13 protein-coding genes are annotated in these 12484 nt (G+C 39.8%); 6 read left to right on the top strand and 7 right to left on the bottom strand.

Annotated features, from left to right (window positions below):
* Positions 1–17 precede the first annotated feature (17 nt).
* A complete protein-coding gene (locus tag BLR53_RS11810) occupies positions 18–209 on the top strand; it encodes a hypothetical protein (protein ID WP_139218450.1) in 192 nt (63 codons plus the stop codon).
* On the opposite strand, the gene BLR53_RS11805 is transcribed toward BLR53_RS11810, so the two are convergent.
* Together BLR53_RS11805 and BLR53_RS11800 are read right to left on the bottom strand one after the other, a co-directional pair.
* Positions 191–532 carry a hypothetical protein gene (locus BLR53_RS11805; RefSeq protein WP_074589919.1) on the bottom strand — a complete coding sequence of 114 codons (342 nt, stop codon included), beginning with the start codon at positions 530–532 and terminating at the stop codon, positions 191–193. The genes BLR53_RS11810 and BLR53_RS11805 overlap by 19 nt on opposite strands.
* Positions 529–1113 (bottom strand): RNA polymerase sigma factor, encoded by a 585-nt coding sequence (locus BLR53_RS11800; protein WP_074589917.1) that lies wholly within the window; start codon positions 1111–1113, stop codon positions 529–531. Before BLR53_RS11800 ends, BLR53_RS11805 begins: the two co-directional genes overlap by 4 nt.
* A gap of 96 nt (positions 1114–1209) precedes the next feature.
* Between BLR53_RS11800 and BLR53_RS11795 the strand changes: the two genes are divergently transcribed.
* From BLR53_RS11795 to BLR53_RS11785, 3 genes are all read left to right on the top strand, one after another.
* A complete protein-coding gene (locus BLR53_RS11795) occupies positions 1210–1539 on the top strand; it encodes a DUF6249 domain-containing protein (RefSeq protein WP_037438653.1) in 330 nt (109 codons plus the stop codon).
* A gap of 39 nt (positions 1540–1578) precedes the next feature.
* Complete coding sequence (locus BLR53_RS11790) at positions 1579–3246, top strand: serine hydrolase (RefSeq protein ID WP_074589914.1); 1668 nt, start codon at positions 1579–1581, stop codon at positions 3244–3246.
* Positions 3247–3432: 186 nt separating this feature from the next.
* A complete protein-coding gene (locus BLR53_RS11785) occupies positions 3433–5649 on the top strand; it encodes a DUF7133 domain-containing protein (protein WP_074589911.1) in 2217 nt (738 codons plus the stop codon).
* A gap of 54 nt (positions 5650–5703) precedes the next feature.
* On the opposite strand, the gene BLR53_RS11780 is transcribed toward BLR53_RS11785, so the two are convergent.
* Together BLR53_RS11780 and BLR53_RS11775 are read right to left on the bottom strand one after the other, a co-directional pair.
* On the bottom strand, positions 5704–6921 hold the full coding sequence (locus BLR53_RS11780; protein ID WP_083332067.1) for a serine hydrolase domain-containing protein: 1218 nt from the start codon (positions 6919–6921) through the stop codon (positions 5704–5706).
* A 10-nt stretch (positions 6922–6931) separates the two neighbouring features.
* Entirely contained in the window at positions 6932–7588 is a 657-nt protein-coding gene (locus tag BLR53_RS11775) for a hypothetical protein (protein ID WP_074589909.1), read from the bottom strand.
* A gap of 144 nt (positions 7589–7732) precedes the next feature.
* Between BLR53_RS11775 and BLR53_RS11770 the strand changes: the two genes are divergently transcribed.
* Entirely contained in the window at positions 7733–9013 is a 1281-nt protein-coding gene (locus BLR53_RS11770) for a hypothetical protein (protein ID WP_074589906.1), read from the top strand.
* On the opposite strand, the gene BLR53_RS11765 is transcribed toward BLR53_RS11770, so the two are convergent.
* The 3 genes from BLR53_RS11765 to BLR53_RS11755 all read right to left on the bottom strand — a co-directional run bounded on the left by BLR53_RS11765 (position 8995) and on the right by BLR53_RS11755 (position 11587).
* Positions 8995–9933, bottom strand: a complete 939-nt coding sequence (locus tag BLR53_RS11765; RefSeq protein WP_074589903.1) for a helix-turn-helix domain-containing protein — start codon at positions 9931–9933, stop codon at positions 8995–8997. The two genes, BLR53_RS11770 and BLR53_RS11765, sit on opposite strands and share 19 nt — an antisense overlap.
* A gap of 9 nt (positions 9934–9942) precedes the next feature.
* Entirely contained in the window at positions 9943–10776 is an 834-nt protein-coding gene (locus BLR53_RS11760; protein WP_074589901.1) for an SDR family NAD(P)-dependent oxidoreductase, read from the bottom strand.
* Positions 10777–10900: 124 nt separating this feature from the next.
* Positions 10901–11587 carry a type 1 glutamine amidotransferase domain-containing protein gene (locus BLR53_RS11755; RefSeq protein WP_074590194.1) on the bottom strand — a complete coding sequence of 229 codons (687 nt, stop codon included), beginning with the start codon at positions 11585–11587 and terminating at the stop codon, positions 10901–10903.
* A gap of 252 nt (positions 11588–11839) precedes the next feature.
* On the opposite strand from BLR53_RS11755, the gene BLR53_RS11750 reads away from it, so the two are divergent.
* Positions 11840–12403 (top strand): Crp/Fnr family transcriptional regulator, encoded by a 564-nt coding sequence (locus BLR53_RS11750; protein WP_074589898.1) that lies wholly within the window; start codon positions 11840–11842, stop codon positions 12401–12403.
* The last annotated feature ends 81 nt before the right edge of the window (positions 12404–12484 follow it).

Here is a 12484-nt window from a genome sequence, read left to right as displayed (position 1 = left end):
TTATCGTAATTGATAACATGATCGAAAGAATTGAAAGAGGAAACGTGTTTTTGTGTATAGAAGCTTTATATCTGAATTATATAGCTGTGGTATTTGAAAAAGGCAAAGTCTACTACGCACCAAAAGATAACACAATTGAAAATGAAGTCCATATTGCAGGATGGGATCATGACATTCTGAATAAACATTTTCAATTGGTGGAAATGTAGGTGAATTTATTCTGCATAGTTTTTTTTAGAATCAGAATTACTACAAATATCCCTAAAACAAATGCAGAACAGGAAATCATCATCCCTGCAACCAGATGGGAAGGATTCATTTGATAAATTATCAATAAACAGGACACTATGACCATCGCAATAATCCATTTTCCCAATCGCTCCTCTTTTTTGTAGACAACTGAATATTTCACTTTGTAGCTCTGGAAAGTTATATATTTTAGTCGTTTTGAAAACTGCGCTGAAGGCTGGTCTTTCCCATATTTCTGTAAAATGGGATAAAGAGGCTCAGTATCAAATTTCATGTCTTTCATAGTTCCTTAGTTTCTGTCTGTAATAATATCTTCAACTCCGTTTCGAGCTGTTTCCTCGCCCTTAAAAGTCGCATCTTAACTGCCGATGTTTGGAGATTTGTTATTTTTGTAATTTCTGAAACCGATTGTTCAGCAATATAATAAAGTGTAATAATTAACCTGTCCTCGTCTTTTATTTTACTCAATGCCAGGTCTATATACTTTTTTCTATCTGCTTCCAACAATAAGTTCCAGCTTGCATTCCCCTGATCTATATATTCATTCCTTTCCAGGTCATCATAGATATCGCAAGTAACCGGTTTTTGGCCGCTGATCTTTGTTAAGGCAGTGTTATACACAATTCTGTAGAGCCAGCTTGAAAATTTAGCCATTTTTTTAAAATCGCTTAAGGATCGGAATGCTTTAACAAAAGAATCCTGTACAATTTCCTCTGCATCTTCATTATTCCGAACAATTTTAAAAGCGATCGTATAGGCCATATCCTGGTATTCGTCTACAAGATATTCTAAACCTTCCCGCTCACCCCGAATTGCTTTGCCAAGAAAATATTCATCCTGTTTAATTTTCCCTTTGAATACCATCGTTTCATTAGACTATCATACGACTCATTTGGTCACAGTTGTGACCAATTATTATAAACCCAGGTCTTATAGGGAAATGAATTAATTAAAAGCATTATGCAAATCACATCGGCTGCACTTCTCATTTCCATAGCACTTGTTGTTTTTGGAATAGCGTATTATTATTTTACAACCAGGCACAAAGAGCGCATGGCCATTATTGAAAATAAATTATCATCGGATACTTTTAAAGGTACCGAGAATTATCTTCCATTTATTTTACTGCTGAGCACTATGAGTATAGGTATTTCCGCAGGAATCATGGCGGGTATGGCTATCATTTCTCTGGGTTTTACCACAAACGATTATGTAATGCCAGCTTGTATTTTTCTTTTTCTGGGCCTGGGCTTACTAACCGGATATTTTTTACTCAAGCCTAAAGGCTAGCGCTAAACGATTAAATAAAACCTTCTTCAATTTACGACAATGAAAACATCATTAATGCTACTGATATGGCCTGTCATGGCCATATTTACACCAACATATACTTTTTGTCAGAATAACGAGAAGGTTTTTGACTCCTTATTACATGCGCAATTCCCAGCAAGCGGGCCTGGCGGAACAGTATTGATAGCCCGGGATAAAGAAATCATTTATAATAAAGCATTTGGCCAATCCAATATCGAACTCAATATTCCAATGACAGTTGATAATGTGTTTAGGATAGGCTCTATTACGAAACAATTTACTGCGGTTGCCATATTGAAACTAGCCGAGGAAGGTAAGCTCAATTTACTGGATGAAGTAACCAAATTTATCCCGGATTACCCTTCTCCTGGAAAAAACATCACCATCGCGAACTTACTTAGCCATACTTCGGGAATAAAGAATTATACCGGAATAAGCAAATTTACAAAGGAGTTGAAAAGAACTGATTTAACACCAAAAGCACTGGTAGAGTTATTCAAAGATGAAACTCCTGACTTTAGCCCGGGAACTGCTTACCGGTACAGCAATTCCAATTATGTACTATTAGGATATATTATCGAGCTGATTACCGGAGACAGCTATGCCAGTTATATAGACAAGACATTTTTCCGGCCTCTGGGGATGAAGAATTCGTACTATGATAGTTCTTCGAGGATTATTCCACAACGCACTTCAGGCTACAGGTATGTAAATGGAGAATATGAAAATGCTGAGTTTTTAAGCATGACGCTCCCCTACGCGGCCGGATCGCTCCTTTCGACAACAGGTGACATGCTGATCTGGTATAATGCTTTAATGAGCGGCAAAGTTATACGCTTGTCAGACCTTAGCCCTGCACACCATTCTTATCAATTAATTAATGGAAAACTAACGGGTTATGGATATGGTTGGGAAATCGGGAATGTTCAGGGAGAAACCACTATTAAACATACCGGGGTTGTTAACGGTTATGTCACTTATGTAAGCTATCTGCCTGCGGAAAAAATATTCATTGCCATTTTCTCAAATGTTGAAAGTATAGGTGATCTGGATATTCCGGGGTCTAAAATTGCCGGATATCTTCTGGGCAAACCATTTAACTTTCGGCGCCTTAACGTGTCCGAGGACGACTTAAAAGTTTATCAGGCCGTGTACCACAATGAATACGATGGTGATAAAATAATAGCCTGTGAGAACGGACGCTTATCTTTTTTCACTAAGGGAGGACAGAAGCAGCTATTGATCCCTTACAAAAAGGATGGATTTTATTTAGATCAGACATTAACCACTATTCAATTTAACAGAGACCAGAAAGGTAAAATAGAGGGATATGAAATGACCGGTACAGGTCTGACTACCAAATGGAACAAAATAAACCAGAATATAAAAGCTAAAAACAGGCTGAACGTGTCAGCAAAGGTTCTGGCGACTTATGCAGGCCGATATCTTTTTAAACCCGCTATGGTTTTCGAGATCGTTGTAGAAAACGATCGGATTTATGGCAAAGCAGGCGCCGACAAAAAAGAGCTCATTCCTTACGAGAAAAATAAATTCTATGCGCTGGATATTGATGCGACCATCATCTTTAACTTAAATGCAGATGCCAAAATAGTTAGTCTGACGAAAATTCAAAATAATGAAATGTTTGCTACGCGAATCGAAGAAACCGGTAGTTTAAAGAATTAATTTTAAAATCATATCGCCTCCGGACTGGTTGAATGTAACATCCCTCTGACGATTACAATTCTATTAATAGATATTACGCATTAATGAATAATTAATCCTTAATTAAGCGCTAACTATAATGATTAGCGCTTAATCGCTAAATCTTTTTAGCATTCCAGAAATTAACCAATTATAAATTAGAATTAGATGAGTTACACCAAATTCCACCTTGCGTGGATACTAGGGATTTTTATGCTAACCTGTGCCTGTAAAAGCAAAAACAAGATAAAGCGTGATGCTTCAGGGAACATTATTGTCAATACAGACCCTTCCTCTGACTATTTATCGCCAGCGGAGAGTATGGAAACTATACATATGCCAGAAGGTTATAGTCTGCAACTAGTGGCCAGCGAGCCAATGATTCACGAACCCGTCGCGATTGCATGGGATGCTAATGGTCGTTTATTCGTAGCAGAAATGAATACATATATGCAGGATATTGATGGCTCAGATGAGATGAAGCCCATTTGTACTGTTAAACGCCTGGAAGATACCGATGGTGACGGCGTAATGGATAAAGCAGTTGTATTTATTGACAGCCTGGTTTTACCCCGCATGATACTCTCGCTGGATGACCGTTTGCTCGTTAACGAGACTAACTCAAATAATATTTATAGTTACCGGGATACCGACGGGGACGGCATTGCTGATGAAAAGAAGCTGGTATTTCGCAATGATGTGATTAGCACCTCTAATCTGGAACACCAAAAAAGTGGTTTAATCTGGAATCTGGATAACCGCATGTATGTGACCGTCGAAGATGTCAGATATAAATATGAGAATGGCATGCTCAAGGCAGAACAGCTACATGAAGGTCCGGGTGGTCAGTGGGGACTGGGAAATGACGATTACGGTCGCTTGTACTTCTCTGCTGCGGGAGGTGAAACTCCAGCTTTGAATTTTCAGCAAAACCCATCTTTTGGAAGGCTCGATTTCGAAGATCAGTATGATGATGAATTTCAATCTGTATGGCCAATTATTTCGACGCCAGATGTGCAGGGTGGTCTACCCCGTTTGCGTGCTGACAGTACGCTTAACCATTTTACTGCCTGTACAGGACAGTCCATTTACCGTGGCCATACACTTCCTGCCGATTTAAAAGGTGACCTGCTTATTTGCGAACCCGTAGGCAGACTGGTGCGAAGGGCTAAAATCACGAATACAGATGGGAAGATTACAATGCAGAATGCCTACGACAAACAAGAATTTATGGCATCAACAGATATGAATTTCCGACCGGTAAACAGTGCGACCGGGCCAGATGGATCTTTATATATTGTAGATATGTACAGGGGTATTATTCAGGAAGGCGAATGGACTAGACTTGGCACCTACCTGCGTACACAGATCCTAAATAAAAAATTGGATAAAAATATCGGGCGAGGGCGTATATACCGGGTTGTTTACGACGGGATAAAACCAGATAAAACAGCTCCAAAAATGTTAAGCCAACCATCATCCGAATTAGTACAGTACCTGTCTCATTCCAATGGATGGTGGCGCGACAATGCGCAGAAGCTAATGGTAGTTAGAGCTGACAAGAGTGTCGTTCCGGCACTGAAAAAGCTGGCATTAGCATCACCAGTACAACTGGCCCGGATTCATGCACTCTGGACACTAGACGGTCTGAATTCTCTGGATCAGGAAACACTGAAGGCCTCTCTTCGAGATAAAGATGCAGAAGTTCGTAAAACAGCAGTCTGGATTGCAGCAGATGCTGTAAAAAACGGTGACACTAAACTCATCAATATTTTAGAACCGCTTAAGGATGATCCTAGTGCCGATGTACGTTTTCAACTTGCGTTAACCCTGCGTTTCAACAAGTCAGATAAAGCACAGTCTATCATTCGGGAAATGATTGCGCACCGTCCGGGTAATGAGATCATGACAGCCTCTGAAAATAAGTATCAAAGCAGCCTGCATGCAAAAGCATTATCAGCGAAGAATGCTAATTTAATGGAAGAAGCAGACCGTAAACTGGTTTTACAGGGATCGCTTACGTTTAAACAGCTTTGTACGGCATGCCATGGTGCTGAAGGTAAAGGGGCTATTAATGGTGGAAAAGACATGCCTGCGCCTCCGCTTGCAGGCAATAAAAATGTGACAGGTGATCCCGAGAAACTGATTAAGATATTGCTTCACGGCCTGCATGGACCTTTCAATGGCAAAAATTATACAGATGTCATGCCTGCACTTGGTGGTAATGATGATGAATATATCGCTTCGGCATTAAGCTATATTCGGAATGACCTTGGTAATAAAGCAAGCGTCGTCAAAGCTGATGACGTAAAAAAAGTACGTGAGGCTACAAAAGGAAGAACTTCCAGCTGGACCTGGGCAGAACTTAACGCAGCTAAGAAGTAATATTTAACCGCCGGTACCATGGTGCGGCACAATTCTGGTGCCGGCAGTTATAATTTATTTTTGAACAAGCTTATTATTATAGGGTATATAATTTTCCCATTTCCATGGTGTGTATTCATCACCAATTGTGGTCTCAAGTAAGTCTTTAAAAATGCTTTCGCCATTATCACTGTTGGTCATAATAATTATACCAGTGCCGATTTCTGGAAAGACAATACAATAATGCTGAAATCCATCGCCGTGGCCTTCCTTAAAAGCCCCCCAACCATAAGGTGATTTAAGTAAGCCCCAGCCTAATCCGTAACTTAAGGAAATAGCATCATAAGCAGAGGTATCTTTCCGGGACAGTGGACCAAATTGGTTAACTGAACGCAAACGGATCTGTGGCTTAAACATTTCATCCCTTAGCGTTTTCTTAAGCCCCTTTCCCTGCAGCAACGTTTCTACAAATGCAGTATAGTCGTCGAGAGTCGTCTCCAGCGTACTTGCAGAGCGTGCTTCATTATCCTTGTCTTTCTCATAAGATTTACCTTCCTGATTATATCCGAGCGCATAGTCTCCTTCAAATTTCGGCAACCATGTGTAGGCAGAATTTTTCATACCAAACTGCTTATATATTTTTTGTTCCATGAGTTGTTCAAGAGACTTACCTGTAACCTTTTCGATAACAGTCTGCAAATAAACCAGGCCTTCTCCGGAATAGCTGTACCTGCTGCCGGGTACGGATGCGATCTTCAGTTTCTGGTCGGGATTGTCCCAACGCCAGTTAGGGAATCCGGTAGTATGATCAAGACACATTCTTGCGGTTATCTTCCTGTAAAGTGTATCTGTACGCAGATCGTTATAGTTATCCTGCCATTTCGTTTTCTGCGGATATTCATAAATTGGTTTAGGTAAATAATCCTGCAGTGGTTTGTCGAGATCAATTATCCCCTCTTCTACCAGCTTCATGACTAATACGGCGAACACAGTTTTACTGAGTGATGCACCATAAATACTCATCGATGAGTGTAATTTCGCACCAGAGTCATTAGCCGTACCAAATGCTTCTTTATAGATCAATTTATTACTATTGAAAATGGCCATTTCTAATCCTTTAACCTTTGCCTGCCCCATTAAAAAAATAACATGACGGCGAATAGAATCAGTATTTACTGAGGTTCCGTCAATCCTTTTGACAGACTGTCCCTGTATCATTGAGGGAGATACAAGAAATAAAGAAATTAGTAGAGTAACCGCCCGCAGTTTACCTGCAATTTCAATTCTTTTCATCAGATTTTCTTTAATCTAATATATCATTTAATCGGCTTATTTTTAAATTCTTCCAGTCTCCACCCGACCCGTCTCCTGCCCAGTAACCAATCATTTCCCCCTTTACCCCAGCAAGAGACTCTACCTCCAAAACCGGTTGGTCGCTATTATTCATATAAACTTTGATGAATCTGGCAGAAACTACAATCTTAACATGAAACCAGTCATTTGGGTCCAATGCAGATGAGACTGGCTGTTCGTATTTCCCCGGAAAATCTTCCCTGAGTTTTAGCCAGTCATTTCCTGGAAGGGCAATGTATTGTACGGCATGCGCTCTTCTTTCAGGATCGGCTGCACGGAAGTTAAAGGGCCGGAAATAAATTGATTCATAAGTGGTGTCATTTAATCCGTGAAATGCTATCCCAACGAAGCTCTGCTGAAGCTCATCTTTTCCTTTGACGTCGAACTCAATAATGCCAGTTGTAAATTTCTCTTTTTTTATCCAGGCAATCCCTGCACCATCCACTTCATCTAGGTTTATGGTACCTGATGTTTTATCGAACCTGATGGAACGGTTTACGACCTTAAATTTCCCTTTCAAGTCCTGAGCTAGAGTAATTTCTGACCCTCCCAGAATAACACCGATGACCAGCATCGAAACAATCAATGTAATTTTACTTTTTTTCATTTTTAAGCTTTTTATTTTTTCTCACCGCCAGAAGGTATCTTTAAGGCAGCGGAACAAATGTGATTAATAATCGAAATAAAGGTGGTTCAAAGCCGCGCCAAGTCTGTGCAAACATATGCATATCTATAAATTGACCAATACTGGATGAATAATAGTGCTGAAACAGAATATATTGAAAAGTGTCTTACGCTCATCGAATCCCGGATAAACTGGGGTGCAAGCGAACAATGGACAAGCTATGACTTTGAGAAGCTGAGCATCGAAATACAGACAGCCACTGGTATACTTTTAAGCGTGACCACTTTAAAACGCCTGTGGGGCAGACTAAAATACACGAGTGTTCCGACCACAACTACATTAAATACTTTGGCGAATTTCGCAGGATATTTTGACTGGAGGGAGTTTAAACACCAAATAAAACTTGACCCTCAGGCAATCGGACAAACCAGTACTGACCCGGTTAAATCTGCTGTAAATAAATCAGCAGGAAAATCGAGATACTGGTTTCCAGTGTTATTTTCTATTACTTTAATAAGCCTCTTTGTGCTTTTTTCCTATGTAAAGACGGATAGTCCAATTGATACTTCAATCTATAACTTTAGCAGCAATAAGATCAAAACTCAAGGTGTGCCGAATTCAGTGATCTTTAATTATAATGCTGCAGCGGCCGGTAATGACTCTGTCTTCATTAGCCAGTCCTGGGACATCTCACGGAAAGTTTCAGTACCGAAAGATAAGGATACCTATTCTTCCATCTACTACAAACCTGGGTATTACCAGGCAAAACTAATTATCGGAAACCAGACTGTCAAAGAACATGATCTGATGATTTCTTCAGGCGGGTGGGTAGCTATGATAGATAATGATCCGGGTACTCCCCTGTATTTTAAAAATAGCGAGATATTAAAAAGGGACCGAGTTGAAGTAGCTGAAGACCTGTTTTCCCAATACAACGTGCCTTTGCAGCCCAGACTACCTGCACTCCGATTCTTCAATGTACAAGATATGAGTGGCATCACTAATGACCATTTTATATTTGAAACTGTTCTGAAAAGCAATTTTAACCAGGGTACTGCCGCTTGTCAGCGGGTAGAAGTAATAATTCTATGCAAGAACGATGTAATTAGTATCCCGCTCTGCTCAAAAGGCTGCGTAGGTGATCTTACTTTATATGTGGCTGGGGAAATGATAGAAAGCTCCGATACAGACTTATCTGCATTTGGTGCAGATTTGAATCAGTGGGTTAATCTTAAAGTAGAAGCTAAAAATCATCAGATGCATTTCTTTGTAAATGATAAACCAGCATACTCCCTGCCTTTCTCCCATCAACCCTCAGATATTATAGGAATAGAATATCGCTTTAATGGAACAGGCGCAATAAAAAATACGAAATTCATCAAAGACGGTCAGGTGACCGGTCTTTGAGTTTCGAATGACTGTCTATAAGCCAGAGGTGTGACACTGGTCTTGTTTTTAAACAACTTGTTAAAAGACTGAGGATAGTCAAATCCAAATCCATAGGCAATCTCACTTACCGACCTATTGGTTGTAGCTAATATTTGTTTTGCCTTCTCAATCAAATGATTATCAATATGCTGTTTTGTACTCATGCCGGTGAGATTTCTAAGCATATCACTTAAATAATTTGGTGAGACATTCAGTTTATCTGAAAGGTATTTAACCCCCGGCAAGCCAGCCTGCTGAATGAGTTCGCTCTCAAAATAATCAGAGAGCAAAATTTCCAGTGCGCCCAGCAAATCCCGGTTGACTTTTTTACGGGTAATGAACTGACGGTTATAATACCTGTTGCAATACGTCAGCAATAGCTCAATCTGCGAAATGATCACATCCTGCGAGAAATGGTCGATTACAGACCGGTATTCCTTCTCTATATTTTTAAAAATATCCGTTATTGATATCTCTTCATCCTGGGATAGATGAAGGGCTTCGCTAACCGAATAAGAAAAGTAACCATACTTTTTTATATTTTTTCCCAACCCGTAATTTGCAATGAAATCAGGATGAATGACCAACCAGTGACCAGATAACTTCAGCCCTGGCACAATATCAGTGGTGACTACTTGCATGGGCGAGAAAAAAGTCATCACTCCTTCATCAAAATCATAATACTGCTGCCCGTATTTCATCTTCCCCTCGAAATTCTTCTTAATTGCTATACAATAAAAGTTATAAGCAACGCTCCTCAATGTTTCTTCTTCAAAGCATTTGATCTCTTCGAAATTGATTACACTGACGAGCGGATGTTTAGGTTTAGCGATGTCAAGCAGCCGGTGCAATTCTGTGATAGAATTGATAATATAAGGTTTATGAGCTGCTTTTTTCATTGGTTATTTTTAATCAAAATTTGTCGACAGTGTCAGATGTTTCCATAACTCAAATTCTGTTGCTTCTTTTTCACGGTGTTCTTTCAACAAATGGTATGTATCCGGCCCTAATAGTAAACGTACCGGCGGATTTTCCATTGCTGCTACTTCTGTCAAAATTCTCACCAGTTTTTCCGGATCGCCTATTTGTTGCCCGCTGAAGCTGCTCCACGTCTCTTCTGCCTTATCTAACCCATAGACATCAATTCTGTTTTTAGCGTACATCATAGATCCGTTCTCCATAAAACTCGTTCTGAACTGTCCAGGTGCGACTAAGGTAACTTTAATACCAAATGCACTGACTTCCTGTGCTAATCCTTCTGATAAGCCTACGACAGCAAACTTGGCCGCATTATAGCTCGTAGCATTGGCAAAGCCTACATAGCCAGCATTTGAAGATATATTGATGATATGTCCGGAATTCTGCGTCCTCAGAGAAGGCATTACATTCCTGATGACATTGACGGTTCCGAAGAGATTCACATCAAGTGTTGCCCGAAATTCCTGATCCGACATTTCTTCCATACTGCCTACCAGTGAATAACCTGCATTATTTACGATAACATCTAATTTACCGAAATAAGCAATACTTCGCTCAATTGCATGCCGTACGTCTTTATCGGAGGTGAGATCTACTTTCAGCGGAAGAAAGTTTTCATCAGGCTGACTGATTTGTTCCTCAAGTTCTTTAATGCTTCTCGATGTTGCAACCACCTTATCTCCATTTGACAATGCCAGCTTAGCCAGTGCCAGGCCAAGTCCTTTTGAAGCTCCGGTGATAAACCATACTTTTTGATTACTCATAATTAAAATCTTAATGATGATACAAAGCTCGTATAGTCAAAAGTTATAGAAGTATCCAAATCTCTTGGGTTTGTATTCAAATGCCGGATCATTTCATTGGCGACCCGGCATTATCTTTAATATTTTACTTTGATAAAGAAGCAATTATTTTTTCTGCGACTAATTCTGCTGAAGCCGGATTCTGTCCTGTAATTAAAAGACCGTCCTGAACGGCGAATGGCGCCCAATCTGCACCTTTTTCATACTTTGCTCCTCTTTCAATAAGCATATCTTCTAATAAAAACGGAGTCATATCTACCGACTGTCCGGCATTTTCCTCGCTGTTAGTAAATCCAGAAACAGTTTTTCCGCTAATGAGGTAGCCACCGTCTTTGGTTTTTACGTTTTTCAATGCTGCGGGAGCATGGCAAACTAAAGCTACAGGCTTTCCATCATCATAGAACGACCCGATCAACGAGATTGAAATCTTATTTTCCGGCAGGTCCCACATCGGGCCGTGTCCGCCAGGATAAAATATCGCGTCATAATCTTCAGCCCGAACACTTTCCAGTGTCACTGTATTATTTAATAATTTCTGTGCATCCGGGTCATTAAGAAATTTCTTAACTGAAGCAGTGGCATAATCTCCAGTAATACTCTTAGGATCCAGAGGGGTTTTGCCTCCTTTGGGCGAAGCGATAGTTACCTTTATTCCTTTCTCATTAAAAATATAATACGGAGTCGTGAATTCCTCTGCCCACAATCCTGTTTTAGTACCATTTTTAACCTCACCGAAAGAAGTGACTACGATTAGAACCTTTTTATTTTTCATATAAATTTTGTTTTTGTTACTACTCTCTGGACTTTGCGCAAATGTTTGCAGCGTTAAGACCGAGAGCATGATCATTAGATATTTGATATTACTTTTCATATGCTTTTTTTACAAATCTCCTTACTCCCTTCCAATTTCTATAAGGACATTTATCACAAATACCTGGTGATAAATGTCACAACAGCCACGGTTAATCATGAAATTCGTTTTTTTACGTAATTGAATCATTAATTTTGTATCCAAATAGTTGTTATGTGCATAGCCTTAAGGCACCAGTTTGAAGAATTTATCCAGTTAACTGACGAGGAATTCGAATATGTGTGTTCATTTTTTCACGCTACAAAATTTAATAAACACTCTCTGATTATCCAGACCGGCGATGTTGTCGACCGGGAATATTTTGTCGTAAAAGGCCTGTTAAAGACGTTTGTTACAGATGAAAACGGGAAAGAACATATTTTACAGTTCGCCATGGAGAATTGGTGGGTCAGCGATTATCAGGCACTCAATACCAAAGAACGTGCGGGTTTTAATATTGAATGCCTCGAAGAGGTAGAGATCCTTTATTTTTCACTGGCAGATAAAAACAAACTCTGCGATGAAATGCCTAAAATCGAGCGGTTTTTCAGATTGAAAACAACTTCCGGGTTCCTAAACCTCCAAAAAAGAGTTATGGTTCTCATTAAAAATGATGCTTTGTCAAGATATAAACAGCTATACGAGCAATATCCCACCCTTTTTCAAAGAGTACCTAAATCTATGATCGCAGCCTATCTCGGGGTTACCCGCGAAACACTTAGCCGGCTATCTATTTAATTAATGTCCGGGCAACCACCCCATAAATTTCCGGTCTGAAGAGGCAGGCCTATTTAAACATTAATTCAGATGGCTCAGGTG

The sequence above is a fragment of the Pedobacter antarcticus genome (assembly GCF_900103515.1).
In the GTDB taxonomy this organism is placed as follows: domain Bacteria; phylum Bacteroidota; class Bacteroidia; order Sphingobacteriales; family Sphingobacteriaceae; genus Pedobacter; species Pedobacter antarcticus.
Note: the sequence above shows the minus strand (reverse complement) of the source record. Positions and strands in the feature narration are given on the sequence as shown.